The 17,445-nt window shown below is 65.6% G+C and carries 17 protein-coding genes; 10 read left to right on the top strand and 7 right to left on the bottom strand.

The annotated features are described in order from the left end of the window. The first annotated feature begins 588 nt into the window (after window positions 1–588). The 5 genes from EN818_RS10760 to EN818_RS10735 all read left to right on the top strand — a co-directional run bounded on the left by EN818_RS10760 (window position 589) and on the right by EN818_RS10735 (window position 6,211). Window positions 589–822 carry a hypothetical protein gene (locus EN818_RS10760; RefSeq protein WP_095808843.1) on the top strand — a complete coding sequence of 78 codons (234 nt, stop codon included), beginning with the start codon at window positions 589–591 and terminating at the stop codon, window positions 820–822. Beyond that, the gene (locus EN818_RS10755; RefSeq protein WP_095808842.1) at window positions 822–1,970 is read left to right on the top strand and encodes an acyltransferase; all 1,149 of its coding nucleotides are present in this window, start codon (window positions 822–824) and stop codon (window positions 1,968–1,970) included. Before EN818_RS10760 ends, EN818_RS10755 begins: the two co-directional genes overlap by 1 nt. After that, a complete protein-coding gene (locus EN818_RS10750) occupies window positions 1,970–3,085 on the top strand; it encodes a glycosyltransferase (protein WP_095808841.1) in 1,116 nt (371 codons plus the stop codon). The genes EN818_RS10755 and EN818_RS10750 overlap by 1 nt, the downstream gene beginning before the upstream one ends. Window positions 3,086–3,413: 328 nt before the next feature. Beyond that, window positions 3,414–4,436 carry a glycosyltransferase gene (locus tag EN818_RS10740; protein ID WP_095808840.1) on the top strand — a complete coding sequence of 341 codons (1,023 nt, stop codon included), beginning with the start codon at window positions 3,414–3,416 and terminating at the stop codon, window positions 4,434–4,436. After that, a complete protein-coding gene (locus EN818_RS10735; protein ID WP_095808839.1) occupies window positions 4,433–6,211 on the top strand; it encodes an ABC transporter ATP-binding protein in 1,779 nt (592 codons plus the stop codon). The genes EN818_RS10740 and EN818_RS10735 overlap by 4 nt, the downstream gene beginning before the upstream one ends. 345 nt (window positions 6,212–6,556) lie before the next feature. Here the strand turns inward: EN818_RS10735 and minE are convergent, their stop codons facing one another. The 3 genes from minE to minC form a co-directional block, all read right to left on the bottom strand. After that, the gene (gene minE / locus EN818_RS10725; protein WP_095808838.1) at window positions 6,557–6,829 is read right to left on the bottom strand and encodes a cell division topological specificity factor MinE; all 273 of its coding nucleotides are present in this window, start codon (window positions 6,827–6,829) and stop codon (window positions 6,557–6,559) included. After that, window positions 6,826–7,641 carry a septum site-determining protein MinD gene (gene minD / locus EN818_RS10720; protein WP_095808837.1) on the bottom strand — a complete coding sequence of 272 codons (816 nt, stop codon included), beginning with the start codon at window positions 7,639–7,641 and terminating at the stop codon, window positions 6,826–6,828. The genes minE and minD overlap by 4 nt, the downstream gene beginning before the upstream one ends. Window positions 7,642–7,797: 156 nt before the next feature. After that, window positions 7,798–8,664 (bottom strand): septum site-determining protein MinC, encoded by an 867-nt coding sequence (minC, locus tag EN818_RS10715; protein WP_095808836.1) that lies wholly within the window; start codon window positions 8,662–8,664, stop codon window positions 7,798–7,800. A 43-nt stretch (window positions 8,665–8,707) separates the two neighbouring features. Between minC and EN818_RS10710 the strand changes: the two genes are divergently transcribed. After that, window positions 8,708–9,268 (top strand): SgcJ/EcaC family oxidoreductase, encoded by a 561-nt coding sequence (locus tag EN818_RS10710; protein ID WP_245518816.1) that lies wholly within the window; start codon window positions 8,708–8,710, stop codon window positions 9,266–9,268. Window positions 9,269–9,512: 244 nt separating this feature from the next. Continuing rightward, window positions 9,513–9,710 (top strand): FAD-linked oxidase C-terminal domain-containing protein, encoded by a 198-nt coding sequence (locus EN818_RS10705; protein ID WP_245420620.1) that lies wholly within the window; start codon window positions 9,513–9,515, stop codon window positions 9,708–9,710. Between the two features lie 387 nt (window positions 9,711–10,097). Here EN818_RS10705 and EN818_RS10695 read toward each other — a convergent pair whose 3' ends face one another. Both EN818_RS10695 and EN818_RS10685 read right to left on the bottom strand, forming a co-directional pair. Beyond that, complete coding sequence (locus EN818_RS10695; RefSeq protein WP_095808833.1) at window positions 10,098–10,523, bottom strand: globin family protein; 426 nt, start codon at window positions 10,521–10,523, stop codon at window positions 10,098–10,100. 354 nt (window positions 10,524–10,877) lie between these two features. Further along, entirely contained in the window at window positions 10,878–11,651 is a 774-nt protein-coding gene (locus EN818_RS10685; RefSeq protein ID WP_135904464.1) for a BA14K family protein, read from the bottom strand. Between the two features lie 243 nt (window positions 11,652–11,894). Between EN818_RS10685 and EN818_RS10680 the strand changes: the two genes are divergently transcribed. Then, the gene (locus tag EN818_RS10680; protein ID WP_095808832.1) at window positions 11,895–12,434 is read left to right on the top strand and encodes a group 1 truncated hemoglobin; all 540 of its coding nucleotides are present in this window, start codon (window positions 11,895–11,897) and stop codon (window positions 12,432–12,434) included. Between the two features lie 144 nt (window positions 12,435–12,578). On the opposite strand, the gene EN818_RS10675 is transcribed toward EN818_RS10680, so the two are convergent. Next, window positions 12,579–13,700, bottom strand: a complete 1,122-nt coding sequence (locus tag EN818_RS10675) for a KamA family radical SAM protein (protein WP_095808831.1) — start codon at window positions 13,698–13,700, stop codon at window positions 12,579–12,581. A 352-nt stretch (window positions 13,701–14,052) separates the two neighbouring features. Between EN818_RS10675 and EN818_RS10665 the strand changes: the two genes are divergently transcribed. After that, window positions 14,053–14,991: a hypothetical protein gene (locus EN818_RS10665; protein WP_095808830.1), complete on the top strand. Its 939-nt coding sequence runs from the start codon at window positions 14,053–14,055 to the stop codon at window positions 14,989–14,991. Window positions 14,992–15,047: 56 nt separating this feature from the next. After that, a complete protein-coding gene (locus tag EN818_RS10660) occupies window positions 15,048–15,602 on the top strand; it encodes a hypothetical protein (protein ID WP_245454801.1) in 555 nt (184 codons plus the stop codon). A gap of 19 nt (window positions 15,603–15,621) precedes the next feature. On the opposite strand, the gene EN818_RS10655 is transcribed toward EN818_RS10660, so the two are convergent. After that, window positions 15,622–17,178: a serine hydrolase gene (locus EN818_RS10655; RefSeq protein ID WP_095808829.1), complete on the bottom strand. Its 1,557-nt coding sequence runs from the start codon at window positions 17,176–17,178 to the stop codon at window positions 15,622–15,624. Window positions 17,179–17,445: the final 267 nt, after the last annotated feature.

Here is a 17,445-nt window from a genome sequence, read left to right as displayed (position 1 = left end):
CCTTCCGGCCCCTCGGCCGAACTACCCCACTGGCACTGCCGCGACATAAGCATCCCCAATTGACGCGTCGCGGGGAAGTGGCCCACGACCCTTGTCTTGTTTGATCAGACTAAATTTGGATCGGTATCAGACCTTAGTCCTAATTCAACCATCGGATGTGGTCTGTCGCGATCGCGCGTCCGCCCCTTCCAGCGCGCGCAGCACTGAAACGGATCAGGCAACGCGCTTCAAGTCCCTGTTTCGATGAAAGTCGCCCTGGCGAGAACCGCAAGCGCTTTTTGGGCGTCAACCAGGCGGCACAACCTGCCTGTGGTGAGGGCCGCACCGAAGGCGACGGCCATGCCCCCTGCAATGGCGGCCGGCAAGCGTCGCTCAGCTTGAGTCGCGGCGTCCGTGGCAAACCCCGCGGCTCTGCCGCATCGCACAACAGCTTGAAATTCAGCTCTGTGAGATTCTCGCGATAAATCCAGAGCGACAAGAAGAATTGCCGATTGTTACCGACCTGCCCGGCAAAGTTGTGCAGGCTTCCGACGGCGCCTCGTGCATGCACCTATTTGCAAGATCGGGGCTCTCCCCTCTCACATTTGCTTGAGGATTGATGCGCTTCCGCCGAAAGAGGCGAAACAATGGCGATATCCGGTTCTTTTTCTGGCCATGCTTCACAGTTCTATTTCAACGCGGCAAACATTTTGTGTTGCGGCGCAGCATTTCTCGTTCCAATCCTTTAGCAATTGCGAATATGCGGTGGAGGAGTTGACCAGCTTGGGGCTTCCGCTGAGCGGCACCGATTTCGAGCCTGGGATCGGCGAGGCGAGCGTGTGATGGGCGAAAGGCGCGATACCCAGTTGGACGCGTTGCGGGCCGTGGCCGTGTCGCTGGTGCTCTATGCCCATTTCCTTGCACCCGGCGGCACCTCCTTCCTCGGCCATCTCGGCGTGCGGTTGTTTTTCGTGCTCTCCGGCTTCCTGATCACGCGCCTCTTGCTGGAGGCGCGCGACGCGGCCGCATTCGAAGCCGGACCGGCGCTGCGCTCGTTCTATGTCAGGCGCGCGATCCGGATATTCCCGCCCTATTTCGCGGTGCTGGGGCTCGTCTGGTTCACCGATCTCGAGCAGTCAAGATCCTCGCTGACCTGGCATGCGCTCTACCTCTCGAACTTCTGGTACGCGCTGCGCAACGACTGGACGCCATGGGTGCTCTGCCATCTCTGGAGCCTCAGCATCGAGGAACAGTTCTATGTCGCTTGGCCGGTGATCATGCTGCTGGCGCCGCGCAAACGCATCGAGGCGATCACCATCGGGGCCATAGCCTTCTCGCTTGCCTACCGCTTCTACTGGCCGATCACCGCCGTTCCGGCACTCGCGCGCGACCTGTTGCCGCCGGCCTCGATGGACGCGCTCGCCTGTGGCGGCCTGCTTGCCGTGCGCCGCGCCCGGGGCGCCGACGTGCCGCGATGGATGCGGCGCGGCTGGCCGGCCTTCGCGGCAGCGTTCCTCGCCGTGGTCTGGTCCGATCCGGGGCCGGCGAGCTCGGCATGGGAATGGCCGCGCTGGCTGCTGGTCCAGGTGCTGCCGCTGGTGCCGATGATGGCGATTGTGGCGATGTGCTCGCACGGCCTGCGCGGCACGCTCGGCTGGCTGGCCGAACGGCGGCCGCTGCTGTTTGTCGGCCGCATCAGCTACGGCATTTACCTCTATCACCCGATCCTCCTGGCATACGCCGTCAAGGCGCAGCCGTGGATCCCGCTCAATGTTTCGGAACAGGGACCGGGCCGGTTGCTGGTCGCGGGCACCGCCACGCTGGTAGCCGCCTCGCTCTCCTGGTTTCTCGCCGAGAGGCCGCTCAACAGCCTCAAGCGCTATTTCCCCTATGTGGCGCGGCCGAGCACGCGCGGCGGGCACGAAAGCAAATGGATTGGCACGGCTGGCGGCAGCGCGCTCGACCTGCAGCGAACGGAGGCGAGACGCTGATGGCGAGCGCCGCGCTGCCCCTGATCTCCGTGCTGCTGCCGGTCTACAATGCCGAGCCTTACATCGCCGCCGCGATCCAGTCGATCCTGCGGCAGGATTACGGGCGGCTCGAGGTCATCGCCATCGATGACGGATCGACCGACAGATCGCTGGAGATCCTCGAGCGCTGCCGCAAGGCCGATGGCCGCGTCTCCATCATCTCCCGCGAGAACCGGGGCCTCGTCGCCACGCTGAACGAAGGGCTGGCGGTCGCGCGCGGCGAACTGGTCGCGCGCATGGATGCCGACGACTTCGCCTATCCCTGGCGCCTGTCGCGCCAGGCGACGCTGTTTGCGGCGCGGCCCGAACTCGGCTTCTGCGGCGCGGTCGTCGACATTCTGCAGCACGGCCGCATCGCCCGCGGCCGGCTCGATCCGGTGTTCCGATTCGGTCTCCCGGTTCTGTCGAAGTTCTTCACGATCTTCATCCATCCGACCGTGGTTTACAGCCGCAAGGTCATCGCAGAGGCCGACCTCCGTTACGACGGCAGCTACCGCCACGCCGAGGATTTCGACCTCTTCCGGCGGCTCGCCGACCGTTACCCGACGGCGATGATGGCGGAGAGCCTGCTGGTCTACCGCGTTCACACCGGCAGCGTGACCAGCCGGCACCTGCGCGAGATGCGGCGCACCCACCTCAGGATCGTCGCCGAGAATCTGGAGCGCGAAGGTCTTGCCGAGGACGCCCGCGACCTGCGCGCCATCGGAGGCGAGGTCTCCTTCGACACCGTGCGCCGGGCGGCGGATTTCATCCGGACGCTGGAACAGCGGATCGCTGCCCTGCCCGATGCGTCGCGGCCAAGCTTCGAGGCGGGCGCGCTGAACCTGTTCTATTTCCTCTACCAACTCGTCAACGACGAGGGCCGGCCGGCGCTGACCCATGAACTTTTGACGCGGACCGCGAAATGGAACGCCATCCGCCGCCGCGAGAAATACGCGCTCAGCCCCGGCGCCTGGGCGCCCTGGCTCAGCCAGGCCTCGATGTGGGTCGGCAAGCAGGCGGATTGGCTGGCTTATTGCGCCAAGGCCAGGCCGGCGGCCTCCGTGCTCGCGCCCTATAAGGTAGAGGCGGCATGAGGGTGATGCGCGAGGCACCCCCCTCTGCCCTGCCGGGCATCTCCCCCTCAAGGGGGGAGATCGGCAGCTTTTGCGGGTGCGCCTACTTACCGATGCCGGCGATTGGCGAAAGCCGGCGCGACAGCCAATCTTGCCACTTGAGGGGGAGATGTCCGGCAGGACAGAGGGGGGTGCTGTCCCGCCGACCTGTCAAATTTTGGTCGCACGACAATCGTGATTTGGAACACGCCAATCCCGAGGGCTGGCGTTCCTTCGCGCCCCCCTCTGGCCTGCCGGCCATCTCCCCCACGAGGGGGGAGATCGGCAGCTTCGGCGCGGAGCTCTCGACATGAACGCCGCGCACCATCCGCTGTCGCGCGCCCGCGCGCCTGCAGCCGCCCCGCCGAAGCAGCGGCCCCAGGTCTCCTTCATCGTCTGCACGCGCGACCGCGTCGGCGTGCTGGAGGCCTGCATCGACTCGATCCGCGCCGCCTGCCGGGCGCATCCAGGCTTCGCTGCCGAGCTGGTGGTGGTCGACAACGGCTCGCGCGACGGCACGGCCCAATATCTTTCGCGAATCGCAGCGATCGGCGACATCCCGCTGACCGCGATGTTCGAGACCCGCCCGGGGCTGGCGGCGGCGCGCAATGCCGGGCTGGCCCGCGCCCGCGGGCGCGTGCTGGTCTTCGTCGACGACGACTGCCGGCTCGACCGCAACTATCTCGTCGACCTGGAAAGGCATTATGCGAGCGGCGAGAAATGGCTGATCCGCGGCGGCCGCGTCCAGCTCGGCGACGCCGCCGACCTGCCCTTCACCATCAAGCGCTGCGACAAGCGCGAGCGGCTGACGCCCGCCGTCCATCCGGGCGGTTTCGTGCTCGGCTGCAACATGACCATGCACCGCGAGGTCGCCGCCAGCATCGGTCCCTTCGACGAGCGCTTCGGCGCCGGCGGGGCGCTGCGCTCGGCCGAGGACACGGATTATCTTGTGCGGGCGATGCTTGCCGGCATGCCGGTCGAATACGTGCCCGACATGACGATCTTCCACCACCATGGACGGCGCGACCGCAAGGCGATCGACCGGCTGCACCGCGACTATCATTTCGGCAACGGCGCGCTGTGCCTGAAGCATCTCTGGCGGGCGCCATGGCTGCTGCGCCATTTCTACTGGGCGGCGCGGGCGGCGCTGCGCGAAATCATGGGCGGCCCGCGCTTCGACCCGGAGCTCAGGCTGTCGCACTGGCCGATCGTGCTGATGAATCTGGCGGGCGCGGCGAAGTTCGCTCTTCTGGTGCTTGCCGGACGGCCGCGACGGCAACAGCGCCCGAACCCGACGGCCGCCGATACCGAGGCCGAGGCCGGCGCGCGATGACCGGACGCAACACCCCGACCCTGTCGATGCTCCGACGCGCCCTCGGCCGCCGTCAGCTCGCCCTGCTGCCCGCCGTCGTCGTGCTCGGCTTGGCGAGCGCGGCGCTCGAAGGTTTCGGCATCGGGCTGATCATCCCGCTGCTCGGCATCATCATGGGGCATGGCGAGGCGACCGGCATGGCCGGGCTTTCAGCCCTGCTGCAGAAGGTCGGCGCCGGGCTCGGCGAGCGCGAGCGGCTGATCGCCATCTCGGCCGCGATCCTCGGCTCGATCCTCTTGAAGAACCTGCTCGCCTTCGCCAATTCGGTGCTGACCGCTCATATCTACGGCAAGGCCAGCCAGTCGATCCGCGGCGCGCTGGCCGAGCGCCTGCTCAGCGTCGGATATCCGTTCTTCCTCAGGCAGAGCCCTGGGCGGCTGCTCAACATCATCGCCAACGAATCCTGGCGCGCGTCGGACGCCATCCAGGGGATGCTCGGCGCGATCGTCAGCGCCTCGGCGGCGCTGATCCTGCTCGGCTTCCTGCTGCTCTTGTCTTGGCAGATGACGCTGCTGGTGATGCTCGGGCTCGCGCTGGTGCAGGCGGCGCATATGGCGCTTTCGGCGCATCTGAGGGCGCCGAGCCGCAGCGTTTCGGCGCGCAACAGCGCTTTGGCCTCGCAGATGCTGCATCTGGTGCATGCCGGCCGGCTGATCCGCATCTTCGGCCAGGAAGCGCGCGAGAAGGCGGCGTTCGAGAAGGCCTCCGACGGCGTGCGCCGGGCGGCCTTCCTGCTCTCCAGCCGCCAGGGCGCGCTGGCGCCGCTGACGGAGGTGCTGCACGCCATGCTGTTCCTGGCGGTGGTGATCGGCGCCTGGCTGGCTGGCCTGAGCTTTCCGCTGGTCGCGGCCTTCCTCATCCTGCTCTACCGGCTGCAGCCGCATGTCAGGGCGCTGCAGATGACGTGGAGCCAGTTGCAGGGGCTTTCCGGCTCGCTGGAGGAGGTGAGCTGGCTGCTCGATCCGCATGGCAAGCCGGCGCCGCCGGAGGGCAGCCGACCGTTCGCAGGCCTGAGCGAAAGAATCGCCTTCGAGGGCGTGAGCTTCAGCTATGCCAATGAGGAGCAGCGCGCCGCGGTGCTGCATGCGGCGAGCTTCGATATCAGAAGCGGCCGCTCGACGGCGCTGATCGGCCGCTCCGGCGCCGGCAAGACGACGATCGTCAACCTGCTCTGCCGCTTCGTCGAGCCGGACGCGGGCCAGATCCTCGTCGACGGCGCCCCGCTTTGCGAGATCGATCCTACCGACTGGCGCCGCCACATCGCCTTGGCCAGCCAGGAGCTGGAACTGGTCGACGGCACGATCCTCGACAACATCACCTACGGCAAGGACAGCGCCAGCGCGGAAGAGGCGCGCCGCGCGGCGGAACTCGCCGAGGCGCACGGCTTCATCGAAACCCTGCCGCAGGGCTACCAGACCGTCGTTGGCTATCGCGGCGTCAACCTGTCGGCCGGGCAGCGACAGCGCATCGCGCTGGCGCGGGCGCTGCTGCGCGACCCCGACATATTGATCCTCGACGAGGCCACCAATGCCGTCGACGGGCTGTCGGAAGCGGCGATCGTCGAGACGCTGAAATCACGCGCCGGCCGCCGCACCACCATCGTCATCAGCCACCACCACTCGACCATCTCGTTCTGCGACGACCTGGTGATCCTGGAGCATGGCAGGGTGAAGAAGCAGGCGCCCTTCGCCGAGATGGCGGCGCTCAGCATGGACGAGTTGTATCGGCCGGAGTGATGGCTTTCTTTGCAAGGGAAGTGGCCAAGGTTGGCGCGAAACACCCCCCTCTGCCCTGCCGGGCATCTCCCCCGCAAGGGGGGAGATTGGCAGCCTCAGCGCCGTGCCATTCCTGCAACGTTGGCGATTGGCGAAAGCGGCGACGACATCTGATCTCCCCCCTTGTGGGGGAGATGTCCGGCAGGACAGAGGGGGGCGCCGTAGAGCGCTACCTCGATCGGGTCCAGATGGACTTCAACTAAGAATCCTCGCGAGGGGTATCGAGAAAATACGGCAACGCTGGCGGGACAGCGCCCCCCTCTGCCCTGCCGGGCATCTCCCCCACAAGGGGGGAGATCGGCAGCTTCACCCAGCCATCGCCAGGGGCACGGCGCTTTTGTTGGGGATCTGGATGTCGATTTCCAGCGTCGACATGGTCGCGCCGCGCTCCATCGAGACCTGGAGATAGTCCTGGTCGATCTGCACATGCTTGGCGATGACGGCCATGATCTCCTCGCGCAGGACGGAGACGAGGTCGGGCTGGCCGCGGCTCTGGCGCTCGTAGGCGAGAAGCAGCTGCAGCCGCTCGCGCGCGACGGGAGCGCTGGTGCGCCGCTTGAAGAGGTCGAGGATGCTCATGCCGCCCTCCTTCCGAGAAGCCTTTCGAGGAAACCCTTGCGCTCGAAGGGGACGACCACCGGCAGGTCCTCGCCTTCCAGCCGCCGTGCCGCTTCGATATAGGCCTTTGCGGCGCCGTTGAGCGGTTCCGACAGCGTGACCGGCGCGCCGAGGTTGGAGGCCCTCAGCACATCCTGGCTTTCCGGGATGATGCCGAGCAGCGGCGTCGACAGGATCTCCAATACGTCGTCGATCGACAGCATCTCGCCGCGCGAGGCGCGGGCCGCGTCGAAGCGGGTGACCAGCACGTGCTTCTTGACCAGTTCGCCCTGCTCGGCCTTCATGGTGCGGGCGTCGAGCAGCCCGATGATGCGGTCGGAGTCGCGCACCGAGCTCACTTCCGGGTTGGTGACGATGACCGCCTCGTCGGCGAAGCGCATCGCAAGCTGGGCGCCGCGCTCGATGCCGGCCGGGCTGTCGCAGAAGACATAGTCGAAGACCGAGCGCAGGCGAGCGATGACCTCGGCGACGCCCTCTTCCGTCAGCGCGTCCTTGTCGCGAGTCTGCGAGGCCGGCAGCAGGTAGAGCGTCTCCAGCCGCTTGTCGCGGATCAGCGCCTGCGACAGTTTTGCAGTGCCCTGGATGACGTTGACGAGGTCGAATACCACGCGGCGCTCGGCACCCATGATGAGGTCGAGATTGCGCAGGCCGACGTCGAAATCGACCAGAGCCACCTTCTTGCCGGTCTTGGCCACGGCTGCGCCGAGCGCGGCCGTCGAGGTCGTCTTTCCGACGCCCCCCTTGCCCGAAGTGACCACGACTACCTTGCCCATATATCCAGCCTCCATTGGCGATTTTTATTTACTGGCCGTGCCGGGCACGGCGGGACCCGTAATTCTTGTTTGGTGCATGTCGTTCACCCAAAACCGCTGCATACTTTTGGGCGACATGCACACTTTGCCACGCGAAACCGGTCTGAAGATTGCGCGTCAGCCGAGCGGCACCACGCACAGCGCATCGTTGTCGAGGAAGGCCTGCACCGCCTTGCCGCGCGAGACGCCTTCCATCTCCTCGGCTGTGGTGTACCAGCCGTCGACGGCGAGCAGTTCGGCCTCGTTCTTGCGACAGAAGATGCGCGCCGAGACGTTGCCTTCCGAGCCGGCGATGGCCCGTCCGCGCAGCGTGCCATAGACATGGATCGAGCCGCCGGCGACGATTTCGGAGCCGGAGGCGACCGAGCCCAGCACGATGACGTCGCCATGCGGGTGGAAGACCGACTGTCCGGAGCGGATCGGCGCCTTGATCATCAGCGTGCCGGCGGCAGGCTCGTGCCGCACCGGCTCGGCGCCCTGCCCCGGCATCGCCGGTTCGGGCCTTGCGGGTTCGGCACTGACCGCTTCAAGCCTGGCCAGTTCGGCGTCGACCAGTTCCTCCTGCGGCGCCCTCACCTGGGCGGCCACCTCCTCGACGGTGGCGGTCTCGACCGTGATCTCTTCCGCTTTCGCCTTGCGCGCCGCCCGGCCGAGCAGCCCCTCGGCGGTCGCCTCCTTGGCGCCGGCGAGCAGCGGCGGCAATTCGGGGCCGAGCTCGGCACCTTCGAGCTCGATGGCATAGACGCGGATGCCGCGCGAGCCGAGCACGCCGACAAGGGCGGCGATTTCCTCCGGCCCCGGTTTTAGCAGGTTCAGATCAAGCACCACCGGGCGGCCGGCGAAATAGCCCGGCGAGTTGGCGATCCAGTGATCGAGCCCCTGCAGCCACTCGTCGATCGGCGCCTCCGGCGTCAACGTGAAGGCGACGAACGAGCGGGCGCGGAAGCGGATGGATTTGTTGTGCAAAGGGGCGGCGAAGGTCACGGCCAGACGAATCCTTACTCAATGGTTAAAGGGTGCCGGCGCAATGGTTAACAAATGGTTAATTTTGCGGGTCGGGAGCGTTAAGGAAGTGGCGCGGCTAAGTTTTGTGGCGGGCGGTGACAGTGCCTGCCGATGCCGCTATCGTCCAACCGCAGGCCTGGCGGAGAGCAAGGGAGATCTTGTCATGGCGGTCAGCAAAGCCGAAGATGTCGCGACTGCCTTTGCCGATGCCTGGAACAGGCATGACATGGACGACTTCGCAGCTTTGTTCTGCGAGGATGCGCATTTCGTCAATGTCGTGGGCATGTGGTGGAAGAACCGCGCCGAGATCGAGGAGGCGCACCGCGCAACTCATAAAACGATGTTTCGCGACAGCCGGCTGGAGGGTGTCGTCTCGTCGGTCGTGGAACTGTTTCCAGGCCTCGCATCGCTGCACTATGCATGGACCTTGACCGGTGCATCCGCCCCGGACGGCTCACCCGCCGGAACACGAAAAGGCATTCTGCTTCTGGTTGTGAAGGAAGAACAAGCGGGCTGGCGGATCAAGGTGGCGCAAAACACCGACATTGTTCCAGGTGCGATTGCTCCCCCTGCAAGGAGGTAGGCTCCCTGCAAAGTCGTGCCGCAGCATCAGCAAGCGAGCATCAAGGGCAAGCGCGGCAATCGGCGCGCTGTTGCTGCTTGGAGATGCATGACGCACGCCATGAATCGCCCGACGATCGACAAGGACGACTGGCTGGCGGCGGCCAACGCCGACGCGGTGAGCCCGAAATTCACTGGAGCGCGCCACCACTGGGAAGCCGGCGACCCGGCCTACCTCGGCAGCAAAGAAGTGGGAGCCAACAGGGTTGGGCTTAGGCGAGGTTTGCGAAGTTCGAGCGGGATGCGGCGACGGCCGGCGGCTCTCGGCCGAGCACGGCGTCGGGCTGGAGAAGCGCGAGGCCTATGAGCGCTATGCCGATCCGGTGAAGCGGGATTTGGCGCGGATGGTGAAGGGGCTGATCGATCCGGGGAATTTGATGAATCCGGGGAAGGTTGTGGGCTGAGGCCTGAGACGTCGGTGCGAGGCACCCCCCTCTGGTCTGCCGACCATCTCCCCCTCAAGGGCCCTCAAGGGGGGAGATCGGATGTCGGCTAGGGCTTCGCCAATCTCCAACGTTGAAAGGGAGAGCCGGCGCTGAAGCTGCCAATCTCCGCCCTTGGGGGGAGATGTCCGGCAGGACAGAGAGGGGCGCGAAGGAACGCGGCGTCTATCCTCTTTTCTAGCCGTCTTGTCCCCGGCCAAGTGCCTGGAAAATGCCAGGAAGGGGATTTCGCAGGGCGCTGGCATCTCTTAGTCAAAGGCGGCGCTTTTCCCCTCACTTGCGATTTCTAACGGCTAAGGTGTTGAAATCGCTTTCTCTCCCGCAAGGGGAGAGATAGAGGCGCTGGCTTCAAGCCGCCAGTTCGACCTCGCGCGCGGCCGCGATCATGACGCCGGAGAGCAGGCCGTAGGCCGCTTCCCAGGCTTCGCGCACCTCCGGCGTGAAGGCATTGCCGAGGCCGGTGGCCAGAGTGTCGATCAGCGCCTCGCCGACAACCGGATAGTGGCGCTCCTCGACGCCGTAACCGACATGGCGCCGGGCGAGATCGCGCACGGTGGGCAGGATGGTCTCGGCGCGCTCCAGCCCCTGCACGACGAAACCCATGGCCGCCATCAGCTTGGCGCCCTGGCCGGTCATGTCGGTTGCCGGAAACAGATTGCGCAGGCTGTCGTCGATCGCGAAGAGGCGGTCATAGAACAACGCGGCGGCGGCCACGCGGATCGGGAGGACCTGCCGGAACGTATCCTGCACAAGCCTGATCTGGTCGGGGGTCATAAACATACTTCTCCTGAATTCTGACATGCGCGACCATGCAGGTTGAGCGTTTCGCAGCTATGGCGGGCGAGATGGCGACGTGTTTCAGGATGGTGTCTGCCGGGTAACGGGTTGTGGTGGTTGTGGTGGTGGTGGCCATGCGAAGCCAACTGGAATGGTACGGCGCGAGGCGCCCCCCTCTGTCCTGCCGGACATCTCCCCCCCAGGGGGGGAGATTGGCAGTGGCGGCTACGGCGCCTGCGTTCCTGCGCCGATAATTGGCGAAAGCCGACGTGACATCTGATCTCCCCCCTTGAGGGGGAGATGTCCGGCAGGACAGAGGGGGGCGCCTCGCGCCGGCCTTTCGTGGCGGCGCTACTCGCACTGCCGGCGCGGGCCGCCGTCGTAGGGTTGATAGCTGTTGTCTTCGGGCCGGTAGGAGCGGTAGCGGCTGAAGCAGTAGTCGACGTGGTCGGCCGAGGCCTGCGGGTCCGCACTCAAAACCTGCTCCTCTTCGGGCGGATCGCCATAGGTGGTCGCGAAACCGTCGCTCGAAGTGGCGTAGCCTTCCGTTTCGGCCTGGTCGTCGCTCACCTCGTCCTGATTGTCCTGACGCCCGCCGATCGAGGGGGTGCGGCCGGGGTCGAGATAGGGCGAGATGCAAGGGCGCAGCTCGCCGCTGTAGGAACGGTAGCTGTTTTCTTGCGGACGGTAGCTGCGATAGCGGTTGGCGCACCATTCGAGATGGGCGGCCGGCAGGTCGGCGGCGGTTTGCTGCTGGGCAGCCGAAGCGGCGTCGGGCTGAGAGGCGTCCGGCGCCACCGCTGTCTGCGTCTGGGCTTGTGTCTGGGTTTGGGGCTGCGGCGCGGCTTGCGCCGGCGCCACGACGGCCGCAGTCTGCGTCCCCGTCTTCGCCGCGGTCCCGGCGGCCGGCACGCCGGCGGCCTGCTGCGCGGGAAGGCGCTCGAGGTTCTGCTTGGCCGGATCGACCGGCTTGGCGTCCCTGGTCCAGAGTTCGGAAACGCCGATCGCCGGCGTCGCCACACGCACCGGCTTGGCGGCCAGCAGCCAGGTGGCGAAGGCGAGCCCGCTGGCAAACACCGCCAAGGTCAGCACGAAGCCGCCGACAATTCCCAACAAAGCCTTCACGCCGCGCTCCTTCAACCCCCGCCCATAGAATGCGGGGCGATGAGGCTGGTTCCCAAGAAGCGCCACGCAGCCGGCCGCCGCGCGGATCGCCGAATGCCGCTCTCGGAATAATTCGGGCAAGGGCTTCGTTGACCTTGCAGACGATGCCGACAAGGCAAAGTGCACTATGTTCCAAACATTCACTTCATCGACGCCGCCAGACAGGCCGCGGCTTGCTCTGGCGCTACGCGAAGGAAACCAGAGATGAAAACGGCTGTTTCAATAGCTTTGACAAGACGAAACGTCGTCGCCGGGCTGGCGGTGGCCGCCGCATCGACGGCGCTATTGCCCACCGACAATGCGCTGGCGCAGACCAAGCCCGAAAAAAGCCTCTATGAGCGGCTGGGGGGCGTGTTCGCCATCGCGGCGGTGGTGGACCATTTCAGCGACGCCCTGGTGAAGAACCCGATCGTCGGCAAGAAGTCCAAGAACCCGCAGCTGCGGAAATGGCACACCAAGAACCTAGAACGGCTCCCCGGCCTCAAGTTCATGCGCACGCTGTGGGTCTGCGACGTTTCGGGCGGTCCCCTCAAATTCGTCGCCACCAAGCCCGGCGCGACGCCGCTCGGCCTCGAAGAAGCTCACCGCGACCTGCACATCTCTCCCGCGGAATTCGATGAGGTCGCGGCCGAACTCGGACGGACGCTCGACCATTTCAAGATTCCGAAGCCCGAGAAGAAGGAGGTGCTGGAGGCCTTCGCCGCGCACAAGGACGAGGTTACCGCCGGCTTCAAAAAGGCCTGACGCGCGTTACGTGCGATCGTCCTGACGCCCGTCACGGCGATCGGTAGACAGTGCAGGTTTTTGATACAGCGTGGCGATCGCTCCGATCGCGGCGCAGCGCGAGCGGCGCAGTGCCATCCGCCGTGGACTGCCGACACGGCTCCCCTACTCGCCCAGCACCTCGGTATATCTCCTCACCTTCCCGTCCTGACCGCGAATGCGCCATTGCCGGCCTTCGCAGCCCTCGACGTGGCTCGCCGCCAGCGGCACCTTGCCGCCGCCGTCGGGCAGGTCGATGACATAGGTCGGGTTGCAGATGCCGGAGAGCCGGGCGCGCAGTTCCGCGACCAGAGCCTGACCCCGCGCGATTGTGGTGCGGCGATGCGCCATGCCGGGCGCGAGGTCGCCATGGTGGAGGTAATAAGGCTTGACGCCCAGCCGATACATCAGCTCGCGGCAGAGTTCCTCCAGCACCTCGACATCATCGTTGACGCCTTTGAGCAGGACGCTCTGGTTGAGCAGCACGAAACCCGCCTGCCGCATCGTCCGGCAAGCCGCCTCGGTCTCCCGGGTGATCTCGCGGGGGTGGTTGAAGTGGGTGACCACGGTCACCATCAGCCGGCCCTGCAGCGCCTCGACGAGGCCGGGCGTGATGCGCGACGGCAGCGCCACCGGCACGCGGGTGTGGATGCGCAAGAGCCGCACATGCGGCATCGCCTCGATGCGGGCGCGGATCTCTTCCAGCGCCTTGTCGGGCAGCGACAGCGGATCGCCGCCGGTCAGGATCACCTCGCGGATCTCTGGGTGCCCGGCGATATAGGCCAGCGCCGGTTCCAGGGCTTCGCGCGTATAGCCGCGGCCGATCGCGGTCAGCGATTCCTTCCTGAAGCAGAAGCGGCAATAGACCGCGCATTGATAAGTCGGGAACAAGAGCACGCGGTCGGCATGGCGGTGGGTCAGCCGCGGCACCGGGCTGAAGGCGTGGTCGCCGATCGGGTCGTCGAGTTCGCCCTCGGTGGCCACCAGTTCCTGGCGTGCAGGGATCACCTGGGCGCGGATCGGGTCGTCCGGGTCGCTCCAGTCGATCAGGTCGAGATAAGGTTTCGGGATGCGCACCTTATGGTTGGCGGCCGCTTCCTGCGCCGCGGCGCGCTCGGCCGGCGACAGCGGCAGGGAGGCGAGGTCGCGCACGTGGCGCACGCCGGCACGGACATCGTCCTGCCAGGCGGTGTCGGGATGGCGGGCGGCGATGGTGGCTGGTTGTTTGAGGTTGGCGTCTGAGGTCATGGCAGTTCTCGGAAGGTATTTCGCGGACGTATCGGCTGGATGGGCGATGGGGTCAATGGCGAGCCTCGTCGTGGCAGTCGCAGTTTGGTCGACGTCGAGTTCCCGCCCACCCCCCTCTGTCCTGCCGGACATCTCCCCCGCAAGGGGGGAGATCGGATGTCGCGCAGGCTTCGCCAATCTCCGACGCTGCAGGACGCGCGGGGCGCAGAAGCCGCTAATCTCCCCCCTTGCGGGGGAGATGGCCGGCAGGCCAGAGGGGGGTGTGACTGAGCGCCAGCCATGGCTCCTCAAGCCATAGGTGTTTGACCGAAATGCGATTACTCTGCCTCGTCCGGGGCTTCGGGGAGACAACATGAATTTCAACACTGGTCATGGCTACCTGCTCATCGGCGGGCTCATCCTGGTCGGCGGGGGGCTGCTGATCCTGTCGCTGATTGTCAATCTGCGCGTCGCCCACAGCGTGCGCGACGACGTGCGCCACCGCGAAAAGCTGCTCGAATATTACCGCAACATCTTCTCGCAGCTGGGCGTGATCCTGATCGGCATCGGCGTTTCGCTGTTCATCTTCTTCTTCCAGCAGAACTACCAGGACCAGCGCAAGCGCGATGCCGAGCTGCAGCAGGTGATGGCCAAGCTCGCCGCCCGCATTGCCCGCGGCACGCCGGTCATCCAGTCGCTCGGTGAATTCGACGAGTTGCTGGATGAAGGCGGGCCGTATATCAGCCCCGATCTCGGCGGCAAGAATACCGCCGTCAGTCTGCATGGGGCAGAGCTCGGCAAGCAGGTCGACAAGATCCGTCTGGTCGAGCGCGACATCGACGTCGGCGAGTTCGATGTGCTGAACCTGTCGCGCGATTTCGAATCCTCCTTCGTCGTCAACGAGCTCGATCCGACGCTGTGGTTCGACATCGTGCGCGACGAGAGCGAGATCAAATACGCCACCACCCAGCTCGCGCTCGACTACAAGGACCTGCAGGACGCGATCGGCGGCGAGCCGGTGGCGACAGCGGTCGCCGATCCCGAAAAAGAGCGCAAGATCAAGCAGGAGGTGCTCGACATCTTCTACGATGCCGATCTCTTGCGTCAGCGCGCCCGGCGGCATCTCGGCCGCGCCTGCTGGCTGTTCAGCCATGGCCGCGGCTTCGTCAAAGCCGCCCCGGTCGACGCCATCGAAGCCGACGCCAAAACGCACCAGGAATGGCTAGACCGGGCGAAGCCGGCGCTGGCGCAAGCGAAGTCGGGCAGCGGCGACTGCTTCAAGCTGCTTCAGTATGGAGGAATTACCCAATAATCCTAAGTGCGCAGCCCAGGTCACATCAGTAAGGTTGAGAAATGCGAAACGCGACGGTGGCTGCACTCATATACGAGTTTCTTTTCGACGTTTACCAGCTAATCGACGCCGAGCGAGAACATAACTTGTGGCTGCCAGACGAAGATGGCGTGCTGCGCGAGGCCTTCGATCACAGATACATGAGCTGCTGGGAGTGGAGTACCTCCGTGCTGGAGGAGGTCGGCGCCACCAAACCCCTCTATCTGCCCACTATGTCCAAGGCCATAAGGCGAGACACGAATGGCATTACTCAGGGTCCATACAGCTACCCCGCAATGACCTTGGATGAATGTGACGTCGCGGACTTCTCAGAGTTCGAGACCTTCGACAATTATTGCTACGCAATGTTCACCTTTTACCAATTGATCGGTCAAACTTCGGGGCTGAGTGGCGAAGTCAACCTTGCCGCTCAGTCTCTTCAATTCCTGGAGGATGTTGCATCCAAGGACGATACCTTCCTGATCGAGGGCACGGATTGCGTTAAATTCAAAATCGATCGCTTCGAGGAAAAGGTGATGACACGTTGGCACGAGATGGATCTTCGCGTGTTTCGGCGTAAGGACAGAGTCTAAGGCTGCCAGTAATTCGCCATCAGTCGCCGACGCGCTGCAGCGTGCCAAGATGATTGTCGTCGAGGAAATCGACGGTCATCGCCGTGGCCTTGCCGTCGGGGCCGATGGCGAAGCTGACGCCGGCGGGCCTGTCCGGCGTCTCGGCGTCGGGGAAGGTGACGAAGCGATCGCCGTCGAAATGCGCCAGCGAATAGGACCGCGCGCCTGACGGCCCGAGCTTGAGCAGCAGGCCGTCGCCGGCGCCCGACACCACCGCATCGCCGATGAAGTCGCTGGCATAGCGGCCGGCATAGGCGTCGGCCGGCCGAGCCGGCCTTGCCGGCGACGGCGGCGCGGCATAGGCGGCCTTGGCGGCCTCGACCGCCGGGCCGAAAAGGCCGCCATAGATCCCGTTCCAGGCCGCGATCCAATCCCCCTCGACTTTGCCGTCGAACACGAGATCGGCCAAACAGTCGGACAGCCCCTCCGGCACGCCGGTCGGAAAGGCGTTGGTGAGGATGACGATGCCAAGCTTTTCGTGCGGAAATATCGTCACCAGGGTTCGCGCGCCGACGCTGAAGGCGCCGGCATGGCCCCAGCTCAGACCGTGGCGGCCGAATTCGATATTCCACCCGAGGCCATAGAAGGATTCGCCACCGGAGACGGGGTTCTTGCCCCGCGTCATCAGCGGCACATGGGTCTGGGCGAGCGCGTCGGCGGCAATCAGCGGCTTGCCGTCATGGACGCCGTCGCTCAGCACCAGGCGCACCCATTGCGCAAGGTCGCGCGCGGTGGAGCTGACGCCGCCGGCGGGCGCCTGGGCATCCGGATTGCGCTTGATCTTCGCGGTCCAGACGCCATCGAGCCTGACGTGGAGCGCTGCGCGGTCGGCGTGCTTGAGGAAATCGGCATAACGGGAGCTGGTCGAGGCCATTCCCAGTGGCCGATAGAGCTTCTCCTCGGCGACCTCCTCCCAGGACTTGCCGGTCGCCCTGGCAGCGGCGATGGCGCCCTCGGTCAGTCCGAAATTGGAGTAGGAATAGCCGGCGCGAAAGCTCGACGACGGCGGCACGAAGCGCAGGCGACCAAGGATCGTGGCGCGGTCGTAGCCGATGTCCTCGAGGTCGTCTCCCGCCGTACCAGGAAGCCCGCTGCGATGCGCGAACAGGTCGCGGATGGTGAGTTCGGCGGTCGGATAGGGATCGGCCAGCCGGAAGGCCGGATCGAGATCGGCCACCTTCGAGTCCCACGATAAAACCCCCTCGCCGACCAGCGCCGCAACGACGGTTGCGGAGACCGGCTTGGACAGCGAGGCGATCTGGAACACCGTGTCGGCGTCGACAAGCTCCGGCTTGCCGGCTTCGCGATGCCCGAAACTCTTCAGGAACACCACTTTGTCGTCATGCACGACCGCGATGGCGAGCCCGGGCACGGCACCGTTGGCGACAGCGCCTTCGGCCAGCGCTTCGAGTTTGGAGAGGGCGGTGCTGATGCGCTCGGGGGTGATGGGAGCGGCCGATACCGCAGGCGGCCAAAGCGCCATGACGGCGAGGAAGCCCCAAACCCTCCAATGACAGAGAACCCGATCAAGCCGCATCCGCGCCCTCCTGCATTCACCCTATGATTGTACAGGCCGGCGCTGGCGGGGCCAAGCCCGCCGTCGCCAGCGGTGCCATGCGTTCAGATGCTGATTCCGGAACTGGCGCTAATGTCCTGATCGGAAAGGCTTTGTTGCAACGGACCTGAGAGCGACAAGCTGGCGATCCTTCACACCCCCCTCTGTCCTGGCAGGACAGAGGGGGGTGTGACAGAACGCCAACAGAGCTCGCCTGCCATCGCTTCCCTCGACTTTCGCCGCAATCGA

Origin of the sequence: Mesorhizobium sp. M3A.F.Ca.ET.175.01.1.1 (assembly GCF_004791945.1) — a bacterium.
Lineage (GTDB): Bacteria > Pseudomonadota > Alphaproteobacteria > Rhizobiales > Rhizobiaceae > Mesorhizobium.
Note: the sequence above shows the minus strand (reverse complement) of the source record. Positions and strands in the feature narration are given on the sequence as shown.